Origin of the sequence: Streptococcus infantis (assembly GCF_047460685.1) — a bacterium.
Taxonomy (GTDB): domain Bacteria; phylum Bacillota; class Bacilli; order Lactobacillales; family Streptococcaceae; genus Streptococcus; species Streptococcus infantis_AD.
The window spans coordinates 12,931-38,651 of the sequence record NZ_JASHFS010000004.1; the positions used below are offsets into that span (position 1 = coordinate 12,931).

The following is a 25,721-nucleotide window of genomic DNA, read 5'->3' on the forward strand; positions in this document are numbered from 1 at the left end:
TAAGAGATTTTTTTAAAAGTTATCCACAAGTTATTTAATTTTCTTTTTGATGTTTTCAATTTCTATACGTAAATTATCATCTGTTTCAAGCATGGATTTGATTTTTCCATGAGCGTGAATGACCGTTGTGTGGTCTTTACCACCAAACTCTTTTCCAATCTTAGGAAGGCTATTATCAGTCATTTCTCTGGCTAGATACATGGCAACTTGACGGGCTAAAACGATATTTTGAACACGTCTAGTTCCTTTTATTTCCTTGACACTAACACCATAGAAGTTTCCAACTTCTGTCTGGATTTTATCAATTGGAATTACAATCATTTTGCTAACGTCTTGTTTACGAGCACGAATAGCTTCAGCTGCAATGTCAACTGTGATATCGTTAATCTTTTTGACTTTGGCCATTAGGCTGATGTCATTGAGTGCTCCCTCGAGTTCTCGCACGTTAGAGTCAAATTGTCCAGCCAAATATTCGAGTGTATCATTCTGAAAATGATAGTTGAGATGTTCAGTCTTACTCTGTAAAATAGCAATACGTGTTTCAAAATCAGGTGGTGTGATATCTGTCGTTAATCCCCACGAGAAGCGCGTGACCAGACGTTCAGGTAGACTCTCTAAATGTTCAGGCCTACGGTCGCTCGTCAAAACAATCTGTTTATTATTATTGTGAAGGGCGTTAAATGTATTGAAAAACTCTTCCTGAGTTTGTACTTTCTTTCCACTAAGTGATTGAATATCATCAATGAGTAGGAGGTCTAAACTACGGTAAGTTTTCTTGAATTTTTCCATATCATTGAGTCTCAAATGCTCTAGGAATTCATTAATGAAACTTTCAGCAGGTATGTATTTTACACGCGCATTTGGGCTCTTTTTTAGAATTTCATTCCCAAGGGCATTTAACAGGTGAGTTTTTCCAAGTCCAGGACCTCCGTAGATAAATAGAGGATTGTAAGTTAATCCTGGATCTTCAGAAACAGCCAAAGCAGCAGACTTAGCCCAAACATTACCATCCCCTTGAACAAAATTATCGAAAGTATACTTTTCCTTGAGTCCAGTTTCAGAATATGGAATAGTGGATGGAATTGGTTGATAATCGTTGCCAGGTTCAGACTCGAAAGCTACTTGTGAGCTAGCTTCTTCAACTTTCGTGAAGATATAATGAGCTTTTATTTCAGTATCATAGATTTCAAAACCTGCTGCTAAAAGCATTCCATTGATATTTCGTTCCCAGAATATCTGCATTTCATCGCGGGGTAAGAAAATCGTTGCAGTATTCTCTTCAACTTTAACCAGTTTTGCGTCTAAAATATAGAAATCATAAACTGACTGAGTTAATTTATCATGTGCAAGTTCTAAAAGACGATTCCAAAATTGTTTTTCCTTCAATGATTTCCTCCTCCTTTACTATAGAATTTAAAAGGTTTATTGATAGAATCATTTTACCATAGATAAGATTATTTTTCCACAAGTTGTGGAAAACAATTAACAATGTTTTTAACTGTTATCCACAAAATGTGGATAACTAAGAAAATTTCTGAAATACTGGGCTTTTAAAAACTAAAATGCAGTGGATAACTATGTTCGTTAAGAATACTAAAATAACAGCCTTATTTCAGGCTGTTAATAAATTGTTGGTATTCTTCTTGGTTATGGAAGGAAATTGAGATTTTACCGCTATCTTTTTTTTGAAGGCTAATCTGAACATCTAATCCGAGTATTTTTTTCAATTTTTGTTCTTCCTCTTTGACAAAGTGGTCTTTTTCTTTTCTGCTACTCTTCCTAGTTTTTTGTAGTATTTGTTCAACTTGTCGAACAGAGAGATTTTCAGTTTGAATACGATGCAAGAGTGTATCTTGTCTGTCGCTTGATAATTGAATGAGGAGTCTAGCATGAGCCTGGGAAAGCTTCCCACTTTCAACTTCTGTCAGGATATGTTTAGGTAGTCCTAATAATCGAACTAGGTTTGTAATATAAGGTCGAGATTTTCCCATTTTTTCAGCTATTTCTGTGTGGGTAAAACCTTTATCAATTAAGAATTGATATGCTTTAGCTTCCTCGATAGGATTTAAATTTTCTCGTTGGAGATTCTCAATGATAGAATGAAGCATCATATCTTGATCAGAAAGTTGCTTAACAATGACTGGAACTTCTGAAAGTCCAGCAGCTATTGAAGCACGATACCGTCTTTCTCCAGCTAGAATTTCATATCCAAGTACTGGAGATTTTCTAACGATAATAGGCTGAATCAAGCCGTTTTCCTTAATAGATTGTGCCAGTTCTTGTATTTTTTCTTCTGAAAATTCCTTCCGAGGTTGATAGGGATTTTTTTGAATATCTTTTATTTGAACAATTTTAAATTCTTCCATAATTCTACATTAACACAACTTAGATATTCTGTAAAGCAACTTTACATATCTGTAAACTATTGTTCCAAATCACTAGTACTCTTATCTAATTTAATGGTAGTTGTTTCTTCCTTGCCATTACGGTAGTATGTAATGGTCATGCTATCTCCGATAGAATGGCTATATAGAGCACTTTGTAATTCAGTAGTTGAAGAAATAGCTTTATCATCCACTTTTGTAATGACGTCATATTGTTGTAGATGTCCATTGGCAGGCATACTAGTTATAACAGAACGAACAACTACTCCTGCAGTGACACTTGATGGTACATTCAATCTTTGTAAATCAGTGCTACTAAGATTTGAAAGGTTGACCATTTGAATGCCCAAGGCTGGTCGAGTGACTTTTCCATTCTTTTCCAATTGATTGATAATATTGATGGCATCGTTTGAAGGAATGGCAAAACCAAGTCCTTCCACAGACGTTCCACCGTTTGTGGCGATTTTACTAGATGTAATTCCGATTACTTGTCCCTGAATATTGATTAAGGGACCGCCAGAGTTTCCAGGGTTGATGGCTGTATCTGTTTGGATAGCCTTTGTAGAGATAGCTTGTCCATCTTCAGATTTTAAAGAAACATTTCTATTCAAACTTGACACGATGCCTTGTGTCACGGTATTGGCATATTCAGAACCTAGAGGGCTTCCGATTGCAATAGCTGTTTCTCCAACTGTTAGTTGATCAGAATCTCCAAATTCGGCTACTGTAGTCACCTTATCTGCAGCAATTTTTACAACTGCAATGTCAGAATAAGTATCAGAACCAACAATTTCACCTTGAACTTTAGTCCCATCTGCTAAACGAATATCAACTTTTTTAGCGCCATTAATAACGTGAGTATTGGTTACGAGGTAAGCAAAGTTACCTTCTTTTTTATAAATAACTCCAGAACCTTCACTAGATACTTGCTCAGTATTTGTATCTGTATCAGTATCTGTAGATCCAAATAAACTATTTTGGGAGTTTGCGGAGTAAGTAATGACAGATACTACAGCATCTTTAACTTTATCGACTGCCTGTGTGGTTGAGTTTTCATTTTTTACAGCGGTTTTGCTAACAGTCGTTGTAGTTGTCGTACCACTATTTTGTTTTTGACTGAGCTGCAATGTTGTAAAAGTACCTAAAACACCACTAAAAAAGCTAATGAGAATGACTACTAAAAGTTGTCCCCATTTTTTGGAACTAGTTTTTAAGTTTTTCATAGAAGCCTCCATGTTTTTTAATCAATGAAAGTATAAAATAGCTAGCTTAATTCAAGCTTAAAAACAAAAAGTTTTTCACAACTTGTGGATAACTTTCAAAAACCTGTGAATTTATTGAAGTTTTTCAAAATCTTATCTGTGAATAAGATGTGAAATTGAGTGTGAATATGTTAGAATAGAAGAATGAAAATTAAAGTGGTAACAGTTGGAAAACTGAAAGAAAAATATCTCAAAGATGGCATAGCAGAATACTCCAAGAGAATTTCACGATTTGCTAATCTAGAAATGATTGAGTTGGCTGATGAAAAAACACCAGATCGGGCCAGCGAATCTGAAAATCAAAAGATTTTGGAGTTGGAAGGGAACCGCATTCTTGCTAAAGTAGGGGAACGTGATTTTGTAGTTGTTTTAGCTATTGAAGGAACAACTTTTTCTTCTGAAGAGTTCAGTAAGCAGCTTGAAAGGGCTTCTATCAATGGATTTTCGACAATCACTTTTATCATTGGTGGGAGTTTAGGACTATCTCCAGAGGTGAAAAAAAGAGCCAGTCTCTCTGTTAGTTTTGGGAGATTGACGCTTCCTCATCAACTGATGAGATTAGTCTTAGTAGAACAAATCTATAGAGCATTTTCGATTCAACAAGGCTCACCTTATCACAAATAGATGATTGACTAAGCTAGCTTTTTTTGATAAGATAGATTAGTAAGGTCTCATAGCTCAGCTGGATAGAGCATTCGCCTTCTAAGCGAACGGTCGCAGGTTCGAATCCTGCTGGGATCAGTTAAATCGTAAGCTGGGAAAAAATCCCAGCTTTTTTTGTAAAAATTTGACATTTCAGAATAAAATTTGAGCATTTGAGAAATAATTCTCTATAGGTATCGTAGATTTTATATAATATTTTTGTAAGTTAATTTACAAGAAAAACATTATAGGAGTTTATATTATGAAAAAGAATACAGATTTTGCTCAAATGAAAGATTTCCAAGAATTGAATGAAAAAGAATTGCAGGAAATCAGAGGTGGGGAATGGAGACCTCCATATACAATAAATAATTTTCTTTTTCCAAAAAGAAAGTAAGTAAAAATAAAGGTGGGAAATAATGAATTTATTCGGATTAGTAATTGCTATTGTTTATGTTTTTATTATTAGTAAAATTCATGAATGGGTTTGTAAAGCAACTAGAAAAGACCAATATTTTTTTAGTCTTTATATCTTTCTAATACCATTAGTATTGGAAGTAATTCTCTATTTCTTGAAATTAGATAGTTTTAGTTTGTCTAAATTTTTATTTCCTTTCCTCCTATTTGGTTACTTTGTTGGATTTAAGAAGTATGAGAAATCTAAGGGAATTTTTATCAGTCTATTATTTTCTCTTTTATATAATAGTACTAATAACTTTTTATCAGTAACCTTATCATCTATTACAGGAGATGAGTTTGCATTGAAGTATAACAATTATTTTTCTCTATTTATCCTGATCTTAACTTATTTGGTTATTAAAGTTGTTGTGTCTTATTTCCATCTCGAATTTAAATATTTTGATAAAGACTATCTATATCCTTTTCTGAAGAAAGTGCTCTTTGCATTTGTTTTTCTACACGTTGTCTCTTTCACTTCAGATATTGTGAGTACGATTCGTCACTTAAATGGCTTTGGAAGTATTTTATCATCCATTGTTTTTGTTGGCCTACTTTTGACTTTTTTCTCCATGAATTCTCATAAAGTTCAGATAGAAAAAGAGATTGAATTGGAACAAAAGAAGTTTGAGCAAAAACATTTACAAACTTACACGGATGAAATTGTTTCCTTATATAATGAGATTCGTGGTTTTCGTCATGATTATACAGGCATGCTTATCAGCTTAAGAATGGCGATTGAAAGTAAAGATTTACAAGAGATTGACAGAGTTTACAGTGAAGTTCTTGTCAAAGCAAATCAAAAATTACGTTCAGACAAGTATACCTATTTCGATTTGAACAATATTGAGGATTCAGCACTTCGTAGTTTGATTGCTCAATCTATTGTCAATGCGAAAACTAATGATGTAGAGTATACATTAGAGGTAAAAGATATCATTACTCCTTTGTCTATGGAACTGTTAGATTTGGTGCGCGTGATGAGCGTTCTTCTCAATAATGCCGTTGAGGGAGCAGTTGAAAGCTATCAGAAACAACTAGAGGTAGCTATCATCAAGTTGGATCTTGAAACCCTAGTTGTCATCCAAAACTCTTGTAAAAAAAGAAAGGTAAAATCCGAAGATTTATTTGAATTAGGATTTTCAACTAAAGGAAGACATAGAGGACTTGGACTTAATAATGTTAAAGAAATTTTAGGAAAATATGACAATGTTATTTTAGAAACAGAAATTGATAATGATGTATTTAAACAAGTAATTAGATTTAAGAGGGAACTGATATGAAAGTATTGATTTTAGAAGATATTATAGAACACCAAGTAAGGTTGGAAACAACTCTAAATAAAATTTCTAAGGAAACGAATATTCCTATCTCCTATAAAACAACAGGAAAAGTGAGAGAGTTTATGGAATATGTAGAGCATGATGAAGTCAATCAGCTTTATTTTCTAGATATTGATATCAATGGGATTGAGAGAAAAGGATTTGAGGTTGCTCAATTTATTCGTCATCGCAATCCTTATGCGATTATTGTTTTTATTACAAGTCGATCTGAATTTGCTACTTTGACTTATAAATACAAAGTTTCAGCATTGGATTTCATTGATAAAGAAACCAGTGATCAAGTTTTTAAAAATAGAGTTGCCGACTGTGTGCTTTACACTAAGACTACTTTACTTGAAAACCAATCAGTCGTTGATTATTTTGATTATAGTTATAAAGGAAATGATCTTTGTATTCCTTATCATGATATTCTCTACATTGAAACAACGGGAACTTCTCATAAATTACGAATTGTAGGTAAGAATTTTGCAAAAGAATTTTATGGAACAATGACAGATATTCAAGAAAAGGATAAGGAAACCCAACGTTTTTATCTAGCTCACAAGTCATTTTTAGTCAATATTGGTAATGTGAGAGAAATTGATCGTAAAAAAATGGAAGTTGTATTTTATGAAGATCATCGTTGTCCTATCTCTCGCCTAAAAACTAAAAAATTGAGAGAACTAATGGCTAAAAACCAAAAAAAGTAATTGACAATTTTTGATAAATTGATATAATGGTTATATCTGCTACAGGTAGAGGATCCGTTGGTTAAGAAATCGTCTTTTCATAGCGGTAACACGGGTTCGAATTCCGTACGGACTATTTAATCCGCCATAGCTCAGTTGGTAGTAGCGCATGACTGTTAATCATGATGTCGTAGGTTCGAGTCCTACTGGCGGAGTCAGATGAAAGGAACACTAATTTGGTGTTCCTTTTTTGATTCTTTGTTCGATGTAATGAGGGGAGGCATATCTAAAATATTGAAAGAGAATGATTTGTGTCCGAAAATAAAACTAAGGAAAATTAGTAATAGTCTAATAAGAACAACAAAATAGGCTCCATAATATCCATAGGGGGTTGATTCCCTATAACTATTATAGAGCTTTTTATTAATTTGTATCCCCTAACATTTTCATCAAAAAGTCCGTGATTTCTTGTGGACTTTCTTTTTTTCCGTGGGCAATCCAGGTTTGACAGACTCCAAAGAGAGCATTTGTTAGGTAGACGCTACTGTATTCTAATTCTATTTCATTTAGTTTGAGTTGCATAAAACGTTTTTGAAGGTCTGTGCTCAGTAGGATGTGAAGCTTATTTCGCAGGAAATTTTGAATTTCCTTGGTTCCATTTTCAGATAAAAGAGCTGCTAGAAGCGGTTCTGATTCCAAGTATTCAAATACTTCTAGAATAGCATCTCGTTTGTGATTAGCATGTTTTTGAAAGATATATTCGAAGGTGTGAAATAGTTTACTTTGGTAATGTTCAATCATATCGTATTTATCTTTGTAATGAGTATAGAAACTGGAGCGGCTAATTCCAGCTTTTTGTGCTAATTTAACAGTTGTAATCTGATCGAATGGTTGTTCCATCAATAATTCTACCATGGCATTTTCGATAATGCGCTTTGTTTTTAATCGTTTATTACTTTCTTGCATGTTCCCTCCAGATGAACATTTTTAGACAATGTGTTTAAAAATAGATTTTTTATCTTGTCTTTTTAATTTTTTTATGTATAATCTATTATATCAAAAATTTAGACAAGTAGTTTAAAAAAGGAGACAATATGTTTAAAGAATGGAAAGCAATCTTTAAAAAACCGACATTTATTATTGTCATGATAGGAATTTCCTTAATTCCAGCTCTTTACAATATCATTTTCTTATCATCAATGTGGGATCCATACGGTAAACTTTCGGAGTTACCTGTAGCAATTGTTAATAAGGACCAAGCTGCTACTTATAATGATGAAAAACTCACTATTGGTGAAGACATGGTGTCTAATTTAAAAGATAGTGATAGTCTGGATTTTCATTTTGTAGATGAAGGTGAGGGAGAAAGAGGACTGCGGGATGGAGATTATTACATGGTTGTAACGTTGCCAAGTAATCTTTCTGAGAAAGCTTCTTCTATCCTTACAAATCATCCTGAACAGATGACGATTGACTATCAGACATCAAGTGGTCATAGTTTTATTGCAAGCAAGATGAGTGATTCTGCCATGACACAAATCAAACAGACTGTGGCTACTAAAGTTACTCAATCTTATACCAAAGCTTTATTTGATAAGATGGGGGATTTAAAACTTGGTTTATCTCAAGCGGCAAATGCAAGTTTACAGTTGGCTGATGGTTCGAATCAGCTTTCTGATGGGAGTAAAACCTTATCAACCAATCTTCAAACCTTAGCTCAATCGAGTCTCACATTTTCTAATGGTGCTGATCAATTATCTACAGGATTAGGAACCTATACAGCTGGTGTAAATCAGTTAAATCTTGGTCTTGGTAATTTTAATACTGGTTTAAATCAATATACCAGCGCTATTTCACAAATTGATAATGGATTAAACCAACTGAATTCACAGACACCGGCACTGGTATCAGGATTGACTCAACTTGATGCAGGCACACAAGCCTATACAGGTGGTGTTTCTCAACTTAATTCAGGATTAAATCAATTTTCACTTGGTATTGATACTTATACAAATGGAGTTCAAAGTCTATCATCAGGTGCAAATCAGATTTCTACTAAATCAGAGACTCTACGTACAGGACTAACACAACTTAATCAAGGTATTCAAGAACTTTCTACTCAATTAGATGGGGCAAACCAACAGAAAGATCAGATTAAACAATTAGCAACTAGTTTAGAGAAATTTAATCAAGCTATTCAAAATATTCAAACAGCAGATAGTGGAGAGATAACACAAGTAACAAACCAGCTTTCTAGTAGTCTATCAACGATTGCAAATTCAGCACAGAGCATCATTACTTCAAATCAATCTGAAAAAGAAACTACTTTATCAGCTATTCAATCTACGAGTGCTTATCAAAGCTTAACTCCTGACCAACAGGCAGAGATAACTTCTGTGGTTTCTAATCCATCATCTTCTGCCAGTGAGTCAGCACGAACAATTTTAACTACAGTTCAAACGTTACAATCTTCTTTAGAAAATGTAACCACTCAAACAAATAGTTTAACTCAATTAAAGAATCATTCAAGTCAATTATTACCAACTGCTTCTTCAACATTGACAAGTTTGTCAAGTGGATTAACACAGGTTCAAACAACAATTGATGGTCAGTTATTGCCAGCTAGTCAAACTCTTGCATCTGGTATTGACAGCTATACAAAATCTGTAGACCAAGTAGCTTTAGGAGCAAGTCAGTTGAGTTCGAAAAATTCGAACTTGACAGGAAGTTTCAATAAGTTGCTACAAGGCTCTAATCAGTTGACAGAAAAATCTTCTACATTGACAGGTGCTACTGCTAAATTAGCAGCGAATGGGCCAGAATTAGCAACAGGAATTGATAAACTTGCATCAGGTGTCAACCAAGTAAACAATAAAACATCAGATTTAACTGCTGGATTTAATCAATTACAAGCGGGTTCTCAACAATTAGCTGATAAATCAGACCAGCTAGTTTCAGGAGCAAATCAACTGGCTAATGGTTCTGAAAAAATAGCTAGTGGAGCAGATCAACTTGCTCAAGGATCTGAAATTTTACAATCAGGACTCGGAAAATTAAGTGATGGTTCAAGTCAATTAAATCAAGGGTTGACAGATGCTGATAAACAATTGAATAAGGCTTCAACTGAACCAAAAAATGCAGACTTACTGGCTGATCCTTTAAGTCTTTCAAAAACTGATACGGATCAAGTAGCAGTTAATGGAATTGCCATGGCTCCATATATGATATCAGTTGCTCTCTTTGTTGCGGCTATTTCTACTAATATGATTTTTGCTAAATTACCTTCTGAACGCCACCCAGAGAGTCGCTGGGCTTGGTTTAAGTCTCGCTTTGAAATTAACGGTATCATTGCTGGTTTGGCAGGAGTATTAGTTTATGGTGGAGTACATTTAATAGGACTGACTGCAGTTCACGAATTCAAAACCTTTGCTTTGATTATTTTAACTAGTCTTGCTTTCATGGCGATGGTAACAGCATTGACAACCTGGAATTCTCGCCTAGGCGCCTTCTTCTCCTTAATTTTATTACTCCTTCAATTAGCATCAAGTGCAGGAACTTATCCTTTAGCTTTGACGAATCAATTCTTTAAAACTATTAATCCATGGTTACCTATGAGTTATTCAGTTTCAGGTTTACGACAAACCATTTCTATGACAGGTAATATTCATAGTCAGATTATTTTCCTTATCTTTACAGTAATGATTTTTGTTGCTTTAGGAATGCTTGCCTACCAACCTAAAAAAGCTGAAGAAGACTAAAAACTATCGACCAATTCGGTCGATAGTTTTTTATCTAGAATATTTTTTTCTTTGAAAATCGTAAAAGATAAAGATAATAATGGCTATAAGAGAACAACTTGCACCAGAAATAAATCCCTTTGGAATAAATGAAAGGGCAATAGTTCCTTCACCTTCAGGAACATCAATTTTCATAAATCCAGTTTGTGCCTGTTGAATTTGTAATTTTTTACCATTTTGATAAGCAGACCATCCTTGATCGTATGGAATTGTGAAAAAGATCGATGTCTCATTCTTTACCTTATAATTTACAGTGACTTTATTTTTATAAGAGCTCACTTCTACTGGATTTTCTTTTATTTTGCGTATAGCCTCCGTATATTTCTTAGTATCTAAGCGATAGAAAGTTGGAGATTCAAATGATACTTGAGCATTTTCTGGGAACTTAACCTGGATATCAAAAGTTTGTTTATGTTCTGCATATCCAAGATTAAAAAATGTAAAAACATTATCTGTGGTAAAGGATTTTTTTTCACCATTGACAATGATGTCAACTTGCTTTTTCTTATCATTTGAAAAATTTAGCTTGGTCATGGAAAGGTAAACCTGACTATTATCAGGTACTTCAATGCTGTAGCTGATAGTTGCATCTTCAGTATCAGTTCCGTTTAGATTGACCACGTTGTCACCAGAGTCTGTTTGATGATTTATCGGATAAAAGTACTCTTCATTTAAGCCAGCAATTTGATTTAAAAATTGAGTTTGGTTGTCAAGAGTATGGTCATTAAAAGTGACATCTTTGTAAAGAGACTGTGTAGCAAAAGCAATTGGGAGAGCGAATTGATTTTTATAAAGGGTTAGATTATTTTTTTGATAGCTTGGATGAAAACCATATTTATCTGGATAGGTTTCAGAAATATTGTAGCTGATTCCAAATAAACTATCTGCAATGATAGTATTATTTGCATAACGAAGATTAAGGTTGGTACCTGAAGATTTAAAACCCAACTTATCTAACGTTGTACTTGCAGAACGATTACGAACAGATGAAAATTGTGAGATGCCATTGTAGTTAAATTTCATGCTATCGTTTCCAGTTTGAGTTTGTAACTTTTCAGTTCGTGTAAATGTATCTGGTTGCTGTTTGGTATACTCCCAAATAGCTTCCATACTTGGAATATCTTTATCATAGGTACTACGAGAAGCGAATCCCCATTCTTTCGTAATTCCATTTAGTTGAGATGAAGCATTAAAACTAATCTCACTTATTGTAAATATCAAAATAAGAATTGAAAAGATTTTTAGAGAAATCATTTTTTTAATAAGTGCCAATAGTAACAGTAAGTATACCACTAAGAATTCAAGAGTTAAGAGTATATTTAATTTAGTTAAAAACGAATAATGATTTTTAAAATAAATGGTTGCCAGATAGCCAAATAAAAGGAAGGTTATTGAGAATAAAATATTCCATAATTTGATATCTTTAAATCTATCTAAAACTTCCGCAGATATATAAATCAAAAGAGTAGAGAAAATCCACGCATAGCGATGAAGAAACATATTTGGCGCGTGCATTCCTTGCCAAAATAAATCTAAGGCTTCTAGATAAAAACTAGCAATGATGATAATGAGTAGAGTTGCATAGCATAGTTTCATGTGAAACTTAATTGATTTTAATGTAAAGAATACAATTGTTAAGATGAAAGGAAGGAGGCCAACAAAAATCATTGGGATAGAACCATATTTAGTCGTATCGAAAGCACCAATGAATTGTTTAGCGAATAGATCTAGATACCAACTGGCATCTGTTTTTATTTTTGTAATAGCGGTTAGTTTTTCACCATGAGTTCTTAAATCAAACAAGGTTGGGAGTGTCATGATGAAACTTGTTAAACCAGCGAGTAAGGATGTTAGGAAAAAATCAAGGAAAGAGAACTTGCGACTTTTAAAATCCCAAGAAAGTTGGCAAAAATACCAAACTACCAAAAATAGGGCAGTCATATAACCAAAATAGTAATTTTGGATAAATAATATTGACAAACTTGTAAAGTATAGAATACGTTTTTTTTCCGTTATGAGTAGATGTAAACCAGTTAAAATTAAGGGGATTAACATAAAAACATCTAACCAGGTTTTAATCTCAAGTTGACTAACTGTAAAGCTCATTAATGCATATGAGTTAGATAGAGCTAATCGAAGTAGGGCAGGTATATTTTTGAATATTTTACTCAAGCTAAAAAAGGTTGACAGACCTATCAAGCCAAATTTCAACAAGGTTGAAAGATAGACTGCATCTGGCATGCTTGATACATCAAAAAAATAAACAAGAGGAGATAGAAAACTACCAAGGTAATAACTGGACAAGGCATAAAAATTGAGACCTAGACCACTGGTAAAAGTATAAAATAGACTATCACTCCCATGCAAAATATTACGAAGATTAAGATCAAAAATAACATATTGATGAAATCCATCCCCTAATAAAGGTGAAGTATCACTGTTCCAGTAGATACCTTGAGAAAGATAGACTCCTGACATAATTACTAGGGGAATGATGAAAGAAATAAAATAGGTCCAATAGTTTCTAAAAAATGTTTTCATGTTACCTCATAGAATGTTAGAAAACTCAGTTGGTTAATCCAACTGAGTTTTAAAGTATTATTTAGTCTTTCCAAAGTTCTTTGACTTTTGCTTGTACTTCAGCATTTTCTAAGAATTCATCATAGGTTTCATCGATACGGTCGATTACACCGTTTTTAGATAGGACAATAATGTGGTTAGCCAATGTTTGAATGAATTCATGGTCATGACTGGCGAAGATGATTGATTCTTTGAAGTTTTTCAATCCATCGTTCAAACTTGAAATAGATTCCAAATCTAAGTGATTAGTAGGATCGTCAAGTACTAGAACATTTGATTTTAAAAGCATGAGTTTCGATAGCATCACGCGCACCTTTTCTCCTCCTGACAAGACGTTTACAGGTTTGTTAACCTCATCTCCAGAGAAGAGCATACGACCAAGGAAACCACGCAAGAAGGTATTGTCATCTTCTTCTTTACTTGCAAATTGACGGAGCCAGTCAAGAATAGATTCACCCCCAGCAAAATCAGCTGAATTGTCTTTTGGTAAGTAAGAGCGACTAGTTGTAACCCCCCACTTGACAGTTCCCTCATAGTCAATATCACCCATAATAGCACGAATCAATGCAGTTGTTTGAATGTCGTTTTGACCGATAAGAGCTGTCTTGTCACCTGGACGCAAGATAAAGCTGATGTTGTCAAGAATAGTTTCGCCATCAATCTTGACAGATAGATTTTCTACTGTCAAGAGATCGTTTCCGATTTCACGTTCAGCTTTAAAGTTGATAAATGGATATTTACGACTAGATGGCACAATTTCTTCAAGTTCAATCTTATCAAGCATTTTCTTACGTGATGTTGCTTGTCTTGATTTAGAAGCATTAGCAGAGAAACGAGCAACGAATTCTTGTAATTGCTTAATTTTTTCTTCTGCTTTAGCATTACGGTCTGCTAGCAATTTAGCAGCAAGCTCAGAAGATTCTTTCCAGAAGTCGTAGTTTCCGACATAGAGTTTGATTTTTCCAAAGTCAAGGTCGGCCATGTGAGTACATACTTTGTTCAAGAAGTGACGGTCATGGGATACGACAATAACAGTGTTATCAAAGTCAATCAAGAAATCTTCTAACCAAGTAATAGATTGGATATCCAAACCGTTGGTCGGCTCATCCAAAAGAAGGACATCTGGTTTACCAAATAGAGCTTTAGCAAGGAGTACTTTCACTTTGTCTCCATTTGCGAGTTCACTCATATTTTGGTAATGAAGATCTTCAGGAATATTCAAGTTTTGCAAGAGTTGTGAAGCTTCACTCTCAGCTTCCCAACCACCTAGTTCAGCAAATTCACCTTCAAGCTCAGCTGCACGAACTCCATCTTCATCAGTAAAGTCTGCCTTCATATAGATAGCATCTTTTTCTTTCATGATGTTGTATAGTTTTTCATTACCCATGATAACAACATCAATAACACGTTCATCCTCATAGTCAAAGTGATTTTGACGAAGCACAGAAAGACGTTCATCAGGTCCAAGAGAAACATGACCAGTTGTAGGTTCAATATCCCCAGCTAAGATTTTTAAAAATGTTGATTTACCTGCACCGTTAGCACCAATTAAACCATATGTATTTCCTTCTGTAAATTTGATGTTGACCTCATCAAAAAGTTTGCGATCACTAAAACGTAGTGAAACATCAGATACTGTTAGCAATTTTTTTCTCCTATTATATGTAATACTATAATTCTACTAGAAAATCAGCAAATATTCAAATTTTTCTCTGTCAATTATTTGTAAAGCATGTTTACAGATAGTTTACGGTTGAGGAGTTGAAATCGTAATTATTTGATAAAAAAATTATCTGTCTTTTTATCAAAAAAATGCTATAATTGAAAGGACCATATCAAAGGAGAATAAGATGAATAAACCCATTATTTTAACAGGAGATCGTCCAACGGGTAAATTACATATTGGGCACTACGTTGGTAGTTTAAAAAATCGTGTCTTATTACAGCAAGAAGATAAATATGACATGTTTGTTTTTTTGGCTGACCAGCAAGCCTTAACTGACCATGCAAAAGATCCACAAACAATTGTAGAGTCTATTGGGAATGTTGCTTTGGACTATCTTGCAGTGGGATTGGATCCTAACAAATCAACGATTTTCATTCAAAGCCAGATTCCAGAATTGGCAGAGCTTTCTATGTATTACATGAATCTAGTGTCTTTGGCTCGTCTGGAGCGTAATCCTACTGTAAAGACAGAAATTGCTCAGAAAGGATTTGGAGAAAGTATTCCAACTGGATTTTTAGTTTATCCAATTGCTCAAGCAGCAGATATCACAGCTTTTAAGGCTAACTATGTTCCTGTAGGTACAGACCAAAAACCGATGATTGAACAAACGCGTGAGATTGTGCGTTCATTCAACCATGCCTACAATTGTGATGTTTTGGTAGAGCCAGAAGGGATCTATCCTGAAAATGAAGGAGCAGGTCGCTTACCTGGTCTTGATGGAAATGCCAAAATGTCTAAATCGCTTAATAATGGTATCTACTTGTCAGATGATGCAGATACTTTGCGTAAGAAAGTAATGAGTATGTATACAGATCCAGATCACATTCGTGTTGAGGATCCAGGTAAGATTGAAGGAAATATGGTTTTCCATTACTTAGACGTATTCGGACGTCCTGAAGATGCTCAAGAAATTGCTGACATGAAAGAGCATTATCAACGTGGAGGTCTAGGTGATGTTAAGACAAAACGGTATCTACTTGAAATCCTAGAACGTGAACTTGGTCCAATCCGTGAACGTCGCCTAGAATATGCTAAAGATATGGGTGAAGTGTATAATATGTTACAAAAAGGTAGTGAAAAAGCTCGAGAAGTTGCTGGCCAAACGCTATCAGAAGTAAAATCAGCAATGGGTCTAAATTACTTTCATTAATAGATAAAATACGAACTCTAAAACTATCTCTTCTTTAAAATTAAAGGGATAGTTTTTTATATTATCTATTATCAATATAATTGACAAATTTTCATAGAATGGTATGATAGATACAATACAAAAAGCGTCAAGCTCAAAAAGAAAGAAAAGAGGAAACTTCAATGTCTAATTGGGACACTAAATTTTTGAAAAAAGGTTTTACCTTTGATGATGTATTGCTTATTCCAGCAGAGAGTCATGTATTGCCTAATGATGCGGATTTAACTACAAAATTGGCAGATAATTTGACTTTAAATATCCCAATTATTACAGCAGCTATGGATACTGTAACTGAGAGCCAGATGGCCATTGCTATCGCGCGAGCAGGTGGTCTTGGAGTTATCCATAAAAACATGTCTATTGAACAACAGGCAGATGAAGTTCGTAAGGTAAAACGTTCTGAGAATGGTGTTATTATCGATCCATTTTTCTTGACTCCAGAGCATACAATTGCAGAAGCAGACGAACTCATGGGACGTTACCGTATCAGTGGTGTTCCAGTGGTAGAAACTCTCGAAAACCGTAAGTTAATTGGTATATTGACCAATCGAGATCTTCGCTTTATTTCTGACTACAACCAACCAATTTCAAAACACATGACCAGTGAAAACTTGGTTACTGCTCCAGTTGGTACAGACTTAAAAACTGCTGAGAGCATTCTTCAAGAACACCGTATTGAAAAACTTCCACTGGTTGATGAAAAAGGTCGTCTTTCTGGCTTGATCACAATCAAAGATATTGAAAAAGTAATTGAATTTCCAAATGCTGCAAAAGATGAATTTGGTCGTCTTCTTGTTGCTGGTGCGGTAGGTGTTACTTCTGATACATTTGAACGTGCTGAAGCCCTCTTTGAAGCAGGGGCTGATGCCATTGTTATCGATACTGCTCATGGTCACTCAGCGGGTGTTCTTCGTAAAATCGCTGAAATCCGTGCGCATTTCCCAGACCGTACACTGATTGCTGGGAACATCGCTACTGCTGAAGGTGCGCGTGCCCTTTATGACGCAGGAGTTGACGTTGTTAAAGTTGGTATTGGACCAGGTTCAATCTGTACAACTCGTGTTATTGCAGGTGTCGGAGTTCCACAAGTTACAGCTATCTATGATGCGGCAGCAGTTGCGCGTGAATATGGCAAAACAATCATCGCTGATGGTGGAATCAAGTATTCTGGCGATATTGTAAAAGCTCTTGCTGCTGGTGGAAATGCAGTAATGCTTGGTTCAATGTTCGCGGGAACAGATGAAGCTCCAGGTGAAACTGAAATCTTCCAAGGACGTAAGTTCAAGACATACCGCGGTATGGGCTCAATTGCTGCTATGAAGAAGGGGTCAAGCGACCGTTACTTCCAAGGTTCTGTCAATGAAGCAAACAAACTGGTTCCAGAAGGAATCGAAGGTCGTGTTGCTTATAAAGGTGCAGCAGCCGATATCGTCTTCCAAATGATTGGTGGTATTCGTTCTGGTATGGGTTACTGTGGTGCTGCTAACCTAAAAGAATTACATGACAATGCTCAGTTTATCGAAATGTCTGGTGCTGGTCTAAAAGAAAGCCATCCACACGATGTGCAAATCACAAATGAAGCACCAAACTACTCAATGTAATAAAAAAATCTCCTGTTTGACAGGAGATTTTTTATTTACAATATTGTAAATATTAGTTTACAGACAATTGACCATCTTTTACTGTAAATACACTGAGATTATCAGGTAAGTTCTGAAGATGCTCTAAACTAGTTGTAGTAATAAAGGTTTGAATGTTTTGAGATATAGTCTCTAATAATTTAAGTTGACGAGTATTGTCAAGTTCACTCATAACATCGTCAAGTAAAAGAATAGGCGCTTCCTTGGTAATACTCTCCATCAACTCAATTTCAGCTAGTTTGATAGAGAGGACAAGGCTACGATGCTGTCCTTGACTGCCAAAACTTGCTTCTATACCGTTGATTAAGAAAATCATATCATCTCTATGAGGACCAACTCCAGTATTCTTTTTAAATAAATCTCTTGCTCTACTTTTTTGAAGTGATGCATAGAAAGATTCAGCTAGATGTTCCTTGTCAGTGAAGTTTACAGATGGTTGATAACGTATTGACAACTCTTCCAATTGGTCTGAAATATCAAAGTGCTTTTCACGACCAAAAGACTCCATTTTTTTGATAAATTCTGCTCTGTGAACCATCACTCGACAACCGTAGTCCACTAGCTGATCATCAAGAACAGATAAAAATGTTTCGTCGATATGATTGGCTGACTTTAAGTAGGTATTTCTTTGTTTGAGCACATGATTGTAGCTTGACAAATCTGACAAGTATATGGGTTTGATTTGTCCTAGTTCCATATCTATAAACTTACGTCGGATAGCAGGTGCTCCTTTGACAAGTTGTAAATCTTCGGGTGCAAATAGAACAACATTCATGTGTCCAATATAGTCAGATAGCCGAGCTTGTTTTAAGTGATTAACTTTAGTAATCCGACCTTTTGGAGTCAAGTCAATCTCAAGTGGAACAGTAGCCGTTCGTTTTTGAAGAATTCCAGAAACTTGAAGCTGTTCTTCTTCAAATTGAATTAAATTTTTGTCTGTCTTTGTCCGATGGCTTCTAGTTAAAGCTAAAAAGTAAATACTTTCCAGGAGATTGGTTTTGCCTTGTGCATTTCGACCAACAAATACATTCAATTTAGGATTAAATTCAATTTCAGCATCCTGATAGTTTCGAAATTGTTTGATGGATAAATTTTTCAGCCACATACTTATCTACCTGGGAAACGTGGCGCAGTTTTTGTTTCAGCTTTCTGGGTCTTTTTTGTTGGCTTTTTTTTGACCGTCTTATTCATTTCTTTGACAAGTTTAGCCACACGTTCTTTCTCAAGTTTTTCTTGAAGATATTCTTCCTGTTCTTCTTGACTAGGTTGAGTCAAAATGATGTGGATTTTCAAATCAGGAATGTCGATGGAGTCTCCGATTCTTACTTTTTTCCCACGACGATTTTCCAATTCGCCATTAAAGTAGACAAGATGCTCAGCTAAAAAGGATTTAATGGCTCCGCCACTGTGTATAATACCAAGTTCTTTCAAGAGAGCTTGGAGAGTGATAAATTCTTCAAATAATTTGTATTCCATAGTTCACCTCAATCTTTGGTATTATACCATATTTTACCTTGAAATGGCAGAGGTAAATTCATTAGAAATGAAAGCGATTTTAATTCTAAAAGGAATAAAGAGAACAAGAAAATTTTCTCTTTTCATGGTATAATAGAACTCTATGTAGAAGGAGGTAAGCGATGGAGTTAGTACCTGGAATTGCAGTGCATTTTATCCAATCAAAAAAATTTAAAACTAATAAAATTACTGTGCGTTTCACAGCTCCATTGTCTTTGGATTCAATTTCAAGTCGCATGTTAAGTGCCAGTATGTTTGAAACTGCCAACCAAAGTTATCCAACTGCTCAACTGTTTAGAAAACGTTTAGCAACCTTGTATGGAACTGATTTGTCAGCGCACGCCTATCGAAGAGGACAAAGTCATCTTGTGGATTTGAATATTACCTATGTGCGTGATGAATTTTTAAGTAAGAAAAACGTATTAACTTCTCAAATTTTAGAATTACTGCACCAGGTTCTGTTTACACCATTGTCGGATGAGGATGGATTTGAGAAAAATGCTTTTGACATCGAGAAAAAACAGATCTTATCAAGGCTAGAATCAGAATTGGAAGACCCATTCTTCTTTGCACATAAAGAGTTAGATCAATTGTTTTTCCAAGAAGAATCAATGCAGCTAGTTCCAAAAGATTTGATTTCTAGAATTTCAGAAGAGAATTCAAAAACATGTTTTTCAAGCTATCAAAAAATGCTAAAAGAAGACCAAATAGATATTTTCTTCTTAGGCGATTTTAATGAAATTGAAGTTTTAGAGTTTTTACATAAATTTCCGTTAATAGGTCGTAAATCAGCTGTAAACATTCAATATCAGCAACCCTATTCTAATATTCTTAGAGAAGGTATTGTTAGAAAGAGATTAGGACAGTCTGTTTTAGAGATGGGTTACCATAGTTCAGTGGCATACGGTGATGAAGCACAGATGGCAGTGCTTCTTGTCAATGGTCTTTTAGGAGCCTTTCCTCATTCGAAACTGTTTACCCAAGTGCGAGAAAAAGAAGGACTGGCCTATACGGTGTCAAGTCACTTGGATCTCTTTAGTGGATTTTTACGATTGTTTGCTGGAATTGATCGGCAAAATCGAAATAAAGTAAGAAAATTGATGAATCATCAGTTGCTTGACATAAAAAATAGCAAGTTTACAGATAAGGAAATTGATCAGACTAAACAAATGATTCGTCGATCCTTACTACTAGCTCAGGATAATCAAGATTCTATTGTCGATAAATATTATCTGTCAACCTTTTTTGGGAAAGCAAATCTTGATACAAAAACTTTAATCGATAAACTCGAACAAGTTGATAGAGAAGCAATTTGTGAAGCAGCAAATAGTTTTAAGTTGCAGGCTATTTATTTTATGGAAGGAGCAGAATGACCAGACCTACTTTTCAAAAGAAATATTATCCTGCTGTAAAAGAAACTTTGTATCAAACTAGCTTAGAAAATGGTTTGACAGTTACTTTACTACCTAAAAAGGACTTTAACGAGGTTTATGGAGTTGTGAGTGTCCAAGTCGGTTCTGTTGACACAAGGTTTACAGTAGATGATAAGGGCTTACAAAAATATCCTCAAGGGATCGCTCATTTCTTAGAACATAAGCTTTTTGAACGAGAAGATTCTGGAGATGTTATGGCAGCTTTTACAGAGCTAGGGGCTGAAAGTAACGCCTTTACGAGCTTTACGAACACTAACTATCTTTTCTCGACTTCTGAAAATGTTCTAGAGTGTTTAGATTTGCTAGAAGAACTTGTCACTACTTTCAATATGACTGAAGAATCTGTGGAGCGCGAAAAGGATATCATTCAACAGGAAAGAGAGATGTATCAGGATGATCCAGATTCTTGTCTATTTTTCAAGACTTTGGCAAATCTCTATCCTGAAAGTCCTTTAGCTTCAGATATTGTTGGTAGTGAAAACTCTATTGATGCTATTTGTTTGGAGGATTTAGAAGAGAACTTTAAAGAGTTTTACAGACCTGTCAATAGTAATATCTTTTTAGTGGGGAATTTTGATTTTGAACGGCTTGAAGATTATTTTGCTAAGAAATCTTATCCGCAAGAAAAAAAATATGAGTTTAAAAGAGAACAAATATCTTTACATCCTGTAAAGACTACTGAAAGTTTACGGATGGACGTTGCTTCTCCCAAATTAGCGATCGGTATTAGAGGGAATAAAGAAATCGGAAATCGAGATCAATATCGTTATCATCTTTTATTGAAATTGTTGTTTACAATGATGTTTGGTTGGACTTCACAAAGATTTCAAAGATTATATGAGTCTGGTAAACTGGATGCTTCCCTGTCTCTAGAAATAGAAGTTGATCCTCGTTTCCATTTTGTGATATTAACAATGGATACAAAGGAACCTGTGGCACTTTCTCATCAATTTCGTAAAGCTATTCGTAATTTTATGAAAGATGAGGATGTCACTGAGGATCACTTGGATATTGTAAAAACTGAGATGTATGGGGAATTTCTTCATAGTATGGATTCCTTAGAATATATTGCTACTCAGTATCATCCAACCGATACAGGTTCTACCCTGTTTGACCTTCCTAAACTTTTGCAGGAAATTACTTTAGAAGATGTTCTAGAGGCTGGACATGATTTGATAAATAATAGCGATATGGTTGATTGTACAATTTTCCCGATATAATCGCTAGAAAATACACTAGAAAGAAGGAATGTTAAGTATGAGAAAAAAAACAATTGGTGAGGTCTTACGTCTTGCAAGAATTAACCAAGGACTGAGCTTAGAGGAATTGCATAGAAAGACAGATATTCAGCTGGATTTGTTGGAGGCAATGGAGTCAGATGATTTTGACAAACTACCGAGTACTTTTTATGCTCGTTCATTTTTGAGAAAGTATGCTTGGGCAGTTGAATTAGATGAACATATTGTTCTAGATGCCTATGATTCAGGTAGTATGATTACTTATGAAGAAGTTGATGTAGATGAGATTGAACTTTCAGGACGTAGACGATCTAATCGCAAGAAAAATTCATTTCTCCCGCTATTTTACTTTGTTCTTTTTTCTTTATCAATTTTAATTTTTGTAACCTACTATGTGTGGAATTATATTCAAACTCAACCAACTGCGTCTTCTGCAGCAACCTATAGTGTTGTGAGTTCAACAAGTAGCTCTAGTAGTGTAGCATCAAGTAGTAGTCAAGCTACTAGTTCATCAAGTTCGAGTGAGGCAACTACTTTGACTGTTTCAGGTCAGGGAGATGCTTTATCAGTGGAATATAAGACATCTAAAGATTCTGCGGAGCTTCAATTATCTGTAACAGATGCAACAAGCTGGATTAGTGTTTCGGATACTGATTTAGCAGGAGGAGTGACTCTTGAACCTAATAATAAAATAGCCAAAACAACCATCTCTAAAGGATCTCCAGTAACCATAACATTGGGTGTTGTTAAAGGAGTATCGGTGAAAATTGATAATAAGGAAATTGACACTTCAAAATTAACTGGTCAAACTGGTTGGATTACTCTAACATTAAGTTCAAACTAAGGAAGGATAATATGAAAAAAGAAAATATTCCTAACATACTGACGCTTGGTAGAATTTTATTTATTCCGATTTTTGTTCTCCTTCTATCATTTGGACAATCTCCTGTGTTACATAAAATAGCAGCAGTTATTTTTGCTATTGCAAGTATCACTGACTATCTAGATGGTTATTTAGCTAGAAAATGGCAAGTGGTTAGTAATTTCGGAAAGTTTGCAGATCCAATGGCTGATAAATTATTGGTCATGTCAGCCTTTATCATGTTGGTCGGTCTAAAGATGGCACCAGCTTGGGTGGTAGCAATAATTATTTGTCGTGAACTTGCTGTCACCGGTTTACGCTTGCTCTTAGTTGAAACAGGAGGTACTGTTCTAGCTGCTGCTATGCCTGGAAAAATCAAGACATTTAGTCAGATGTTTGCGATTATATTCTTGCTACTTCACTGGAATGTGCTTGGTCAGATAACTCTTTATATTGCCTTGTTCTTCACAGTTTATTCTGGTTATGATTATTTCAAGGGAAGCGCATATTTGTTTAAAGGAACCTTTCGTTAGATATGGAATCGATTATTGAGATAAAAGACCTGTCTTTTCGATATCAGGCAGATCAAGAACATTATGATGTTCATAACATTTCGTTTCACGTGAAACGTGGAGAATGGTTGTCAATCGTTGGTCATAATGGTAGTGGAAAATCAACGACAGTTCGCTTGATTGATGGTTTGCTCGAGGCTGAATCTGGAGAAATTTGGATAGACGGTGATTGCCTAACTCCAGAAAATGTCTGGGAAAAAAGACGTAAGATTGGTATGGTCTTTCAAAATCCTGATAACCAATTCGTAGGAGCAACTGTTGAAGACGACGTTGCTTTTGGACTGGAAAATCAAGGAATCCCACTTGAAGAGATGAAGAAACGTGTTTCTGAGGCTTTATCATTGGTTGGGATGGCTGAATTTGCTAAAAAGGAACCAGCTCGCTTGTCAGGAGGTCAGAAGCAGAGGGTAGCTATTGCAGGAGTTGTTGCTCTGCGACCAGATATTTTAATTTTGGATGAGGCTACAAGTATGTTGGACCCTGAGGGACGATTAGAATTGATTAAGATAGTCCAGAAAATTCGCCAAGACCACCAGATGACAGTCATCTCCATTACGCATGATTTAGATGAGGTGGCCATGAGTGACAGAGTTTTGGTGATGAAAAAAGGAAAGGTCGAGTCAACAAGCGCGCCTAGAGAATTATTCTCTAGATCGGATTTAGATCAAATTGGTTTGGATCAACCCTTTGTCAATCAATTAAAAGATTCGCTACGTACTAGTGGCTTGAAATTACCAGAGCACTACCTGACCGAGGAGGAGCTCGAGGAGGCTTTATGGGAATTATTCTAGACAATGTTAGTTATACGTATCAGGAAGGAACACCCTTTGCTTCAGCAGCCTTGTCAGATGTGAGTCTGACCATAGAAGATGGTTCCTATACGGCCATTATTGGGCATACAGGAAGTGGGAAATCTACAATTCTACAACTCTTGAATGGTTTGTTGGTTCCTACAGAGGGAAGTGTTCGTGTCTTTGATACATTGATTACACCAACATCCGTCAATAAGCAAATTCGTCAAATTCGCAAACAAGTTGGGTTGGTATTTCAGTTTGCAGAAAATCAAATCTTTGAGGAAACTGTCCTAAAAGATGTGGCTTTTGGCCCTCAAAATTTTGGAGTTTCTGTAGAAGAGGCAGAAGCTATTGCGCGTGAAAAACTAGCTTTAGTAGGAATCGATGAATCACTCTTTGAACGAAGTCCATTTGAACTTTCAGGTGGCCAGATGAGAAGGGTTGCTATTGCTGGGATTTTAGCAATGGAACCTAAGATCTTGGTTTTAGATGAGCCAACCGCAGGCTTGGATCCAATTGGTCGGAAAGAGTTGATGGCCTTGTTTAAAAAGCTTCATCAAGATGGCATAACAATTGTTTTAGTAACCCACCTTATGGATGATGTGGCTGAATTTGCTGACCAAGTTTATGTGATGGAAAAAGGGAAACTAGTTAAGGGTGGAAAGCCAAGTCTTGTCTTTCAAAATGTCGAATTTATGGAAAAAATCCAATTGGGTGTTCCTAAAATCACACGATTTGCTCAAAGGCTAGTTGACAGAGGAATTTCTTTCGAACAATTGCCGATAACGATAGAGGAATTTAAGGAGTTTATCAATGGATAATATGATTTTAGGTCGATACATACCAGGAAATTCGATTATTCATCGTCTAGATCCTCGTAGTAAGTTAGTAGCAATGATTTTATTGATCATCATTGCTTTTTGGGCTAATAATCCAATTACAAATCTCATACTCTTCATTGCAACAGGCATATTTGTCGTTTTATCAGAAGTTCCCTTATCTTTTTTTATAAAAGGATTGCGATCTATGTTTTTTCTGATTGCTTTTACAACCCTTTTTCAACTGTTCTTTATCTCTGGTGGTCAAGTCTTGTTCGAGATGGGATTTATAAAAATCACAAGCTATGGTATTGAGCAGGCAGGAATTATTTTTTGTCGTTTTGTGTTGATTATCTTTTTCTCAACCTTGCTTACTTTGACAACCATGCCATTGAGCTTGGCAACAGCGGTTGAATCCTTGCTTGGACCTTTAAAAAGATTTAAGGTTCCAGTTCATGAGATTGGGCTCATGTTGTCTATGAGTTTGCGATTTGTACCAACCTTGATGGATGATACGATTCGCATTATGAATGCTCAAAAGGCGCGTGGTGTAGATTTTGGAGAAGGAAATGTAATTCAAAAGGTTAAGGCTATGATTCCTATTTTGATTCCTTTGTTCGCTACCAGTTTGAAAAGAGCGGATTCTCTTGCTACAGCCATGGAAGCTAGGGGGTATCAAGGTGGGAATGGACGCAGTCAGTATCGACAGTTAAATTGGATGAACAGAGACAGTATAGCGCTATTATTTGTTTGTGTATTGGGTGCAATTCTATTTTTGCTAAAATCTTAGAATGTAATATAA

The 25,721-nt window shown here is 35.3% G+C and carries 22 protein-coding genes and 2 tRNA genes; 16 read left to right on the top strand and 8 right to left on the bottom strand.

Going from position 1 to position 25,721, the window contains the following annotated elements:
- Window positions 1-30: 30 nt before the first annotated feature.
- The 3 genes from dnaA to QM917_RS02390 form a co-directional block, all read right to left on the bottom strand.
- Complete coding sequence (dnaA, locus tag QM917_RS02380; protein ID WP_414284662.1) at window positions 31-1,386, bottom strand: chromosomal replication initiator protein DnaA; 1,356 nt, start codon at window positions 1,384-1,386, stop codon at window positions 31-33.
- 221 nt (window positions 1,387-1,607) lie between these two features.
- Window positions 1,608-2,366 carry a ParB/RepB/Spo0J family partition protein gene (locus QM917_RS02385; protein WP_414284664.1) on the bottom strand — a complete coding sequence of 253 codons (759 nt, stop codon included), beginning with the start codon at window positions 2,364-2,366 and terminating at the stop codon, window positions 1,608-1,610.
- A 56-nt stretch (window positions 2,367-2,422) separates the two neighbouring features.
- Window positions 2,423-3,607, bottom strand: a complete 1,185-nt coding sequence (locus tag QM917_RS02390; RefSeq protein ID WP_414284666.1) for a S1C family serine protease — start codon at window positions 3,605-3,607, stop codon at window positions 2,423-2,425.
- Between the two features lie 183 nt (window positions 3,608-3,790).
- On the opposite strand from QM917_RS02390, the gene rlmH reads away from it, so the two are divergent.
- The 6 genes from rlmH (at window position 3,791) to QM917_RS02420 (ending at window position 6,970) form a co-directional block, all read left to right on the top strand.
- Window positions 3,791-4,270, top strand: a complete 480-nt coding sequence (gene rlmH, locus QM917_RS02395) for a 23S rRNA (pseudouridine(1915)-N(3))-methyltransferase RlmH (RefSeq protein ID WP_414284668.1) — start codon at window positions 3,791-3,793, stop codon at window positions 4,268-4,270.
- A gap of 43 nt (window positions 4,271-4,313) precedes the next feature.
- Window positions 4,314-4,387, top strand: a tRNA-Arg gene (locus QM917_RS02400).
- A 163-nt stretch (window positions 4,388-4,550) separates the two neighbouring features.
- Window positions 4,551-4,685: a competence-stimulating peptide ComC gene (gene comC / locus QM917_RS02405; RefSeq protein WP_080936286.1), complete on the top strand. Its 135-nt coding sequence runs from the start codon at window positions 4,551-4,553 to the stop codon at window positions 4,683-4,685.
- Between the two features lie 22 nt (window positions 4,686-4,707).
- Window positions 4,708-6,027 carry a GHKL domain-containing protein gene (gene comD / locus QM917_RS02410; RefSeq protein WP_248035097.1) on the top strand — a complete coding sequence of 440 codons (1,320 nt, stop codon included), beginning with the start codon at window positions 4,708-4,710 and terminating at the stop codon, window positions 6,025-6,027.
- Window positions 6,024-6,776 (top strand): competence system response regulator transcription factor ComE, encoded by a 753-nt coding sequence (gene comE, locus QM917_RS02415; RefSeq protein ID WP_049530388.1) that lies wholly within the window; start codon window positions 6,024-6,026, stop codon window positions 6,774-6,776. Before comD ends, comE begins: the two co-directional genes overlap by 4 nt.
- A 120-nt stretch (window positions 6,777-6,896) precedes the next feature.
- Window positions 6,897-6,970: transfer RNA gene (locus QM917_RS02420), tRNA-Asn, on the top strand.
- A 208-nt stretch (window positions 6,971-7,178) separates the two neighbouring features.
- On the opposite strand, the gene QM917_RS02425 is transcribed toward QM917_RS02420, so the two are convergent.
- Window positions 7,179-7,721, bottom strand: coding sequence for a TetR/AcrR family transcriptional regulator C-terminal domain-containing protein (locus QM917_RS02425; protein ID WP_414261039.1), 543 nt, complete (start codon window positions 7,719-7,721; stop codon window positions 7,179-7,181).
- Between the two features lie 128 nt (window positions 7,722-7,849).
- Between QM917_RS02425 and QM917_RS02430 the strand changes: the two genes are divergently transcribed.
- A complete protein-coding gene (locus QM917_RS02430) occupies window positions 7,850-10,513 on the top strand; it encodes a YhgE/Pip family protein (protein WP_414284670.1) in 2,664 nt (887 codons plus the stop codon).
- A gap of 30 nt (window positions 10,514-10,543) precedes the next feature.
- Here QM917_RS02430 and QM917_RS02435 read toward each other — a convergent pair whose 3' ends face one another.
- Both QM917_RS02435 and QM917_RS02440 read right to left on the bottom strand, forming a co-directional pair.
- Window positions 10,544-13,093, bottom strand: a complete 2,550-nt coding sequence (locus QM917_RS02435; protein ID WP_414284671.1) for a YfhO family protein — start codon at window positions 13,091-13,093, stop codon at window positions 10,544-10,546.
- 61 nt (window positions 13,094-13,154) lie between these two features.
- The gene (locus tag QM917_RS02440) at window positions 13,155-14,777 is read right to left on the bottom strand and encodes an ATP-binding cassette domain-containing protein (protein WP_045762408.1); all 1,623 of its coding nucleotides are present in this window, start codon (window positions 14,775-14,777) and stop codon (window positions 13,155-13,157) included.
- Between the two features lie 205 nt (window positions 14,778-14,982).
- Between QM917_RS02440 and trpS the strand changes: the two genes are divergently transcribed.
- Entirely contained in the window at window positions 14,983-16,008 is a 1,026-nt protein-coding gene (gene trpS, locus QM917_RS02445) for a tryptophan--tRNA ligase (protein WP_001039667.1), read from the top strand.
- A 161-nt stretch (window positions 16,009-16,169) separates the two neighbouring features.
- Window positions 16,170-17,648, top strand: a complete 1,479-nt coding sequence (gene guaB, locus QM917_RS02450; protein ID WP_153224638.1) for an IMP dehydrogenase — start codon at window positions 16,170-16,172, stop codon at window positions 17,646-17,648.
- Between the two features lie 52 nt (window positions 17,649-17,700).
- On the opposite strand, the gene recF is transcribed toward guaB, so the two are convergent.
- Entirely contained in the window at window positions 17,701-18,792 is a 1,092-nt protein-coding gene (gene recF, locus QM917_RS02455; protein ID WP_414284674.1) for a DNA replication/repair protein RecF, read from the bottom strand.
- Between the two features lie 2 nt (window positions 18,793-18,794).
- The gene (gene yaaA / locus QM917_RS02460) at window positions 18,795-19,163 is read right to left on the bottom strand and encodes a S4 domain-containing protein YaaA (RefSeq protein WP_075231086.1); all 369 of its coding nucleotides are present in this window, start codon (window positions 19,161-19,163) and stop codon (window positions 18,795-18,797) included.
- A gap of 161 nt (window positions 19,164-19,324) precedes the next feature.
- On the opposite strand from yaaA, the gene yfmF reads away from it, so the two are divergent.
- The 7 genes from yfmF to QM917_RS02495 are packed head-to-tail and all read left to right on the top strand — an operon-like array spanning window position 19,325 to window position 25,709.
- Window positions 19,325-20,575, top strand: a complete 1,251-nt coding sequence (gene yfmF / locus QM917_RS02465) for an EF-P 5-aminopentanol modification-associated protein YfmF (RefSeq protein WP_075231085.1) — start codon at window positions 19,325-19,327, stop codon at window positions 20,573-20,575.
- A complete protein-coding gene (gene yfmH / locus QM917_RS02470) occupies window positions 20,572-21,855 on the top strand; it encodes an EF-P 5-aminopentanol modification-associated protein YfmH (protein WP_075231084.1) in 1,284 nt (427 codons plus the stop codon). Before yfmF ends, yfmH begins: the two co-directional genes overlap by 4 nt.
- A 37-nt stretch (window positions 21,856-21,892) precedes the next feature.
- Window positions 21,893-22,717 carry a cytoskeleton protein RodZ gene (gene rodZ / locus QM917_RS02475; protein ID WP_075231083.1) on the top strand — a complete coding sequence of 275 codons (825 nt, stop codon included), beginning with the start codon at window positions 21,893-21,895 and terminating at the stop codon, window positions 22,715-22,717.
- A gap of 11 nt (window positions 22,718-22,728) precedes the next feature.
- Window positions 22,729-23,268, top strand: a complete 540-nt coding sequence (gene pgsA, locus QM917_RS02480) for a CDP-diacylglycerol--glycerol-3-phosphate 3-phosphatidyltransferase (protein WP_075231082.1) — start codon at window positions 22,729-22,731, stop codon at window positions 23,266-23,268.
- Window positions 23,269-23,270: 2 nt separating this feature from the next.
- Window positions 23,271-24,098, top strand: a complete 828-nt coding sequence (locus tag QM917_RS02485) for an energy-coupling factor ABC transporter ATP-binding protein (RefSeq protein ID WP_075231081.1) — start codon at window positions 23,271-23,273, stop codon at window positions 24,096-24,098.
- Window positions 24,083-24,922, top strand: a complete 840-nt coding sequence (locus tag QM917_RS02490; RefSeq protein ID WP_414284677.1) for an energy-coupling factor transporter ATPase — start codon at window positions 24,083-24,085, stop codon at window positions 24,920-24,922. The genes QM917_RS02485 and QM917_RS02490 overlap by 16 nt, the downstream gene beginning before the upstream one ends.
- A complete protein-coding gene (locus QM917_RS02495; RefSeq protein WP_049526146.1) occupies window positions 24,915-25,709 on the top strand; it encodes an energy-coupling factor transporter transmembrane component T family protein in 795 nt (264 codons plus the stop codon). Before QM917_RS02490 ends, QM917_RS02495 begins: the two co-directional genes overlap by 8 nt.
- Window positions 25,710-25,721 lie beyond the last annotated feature (12 nt).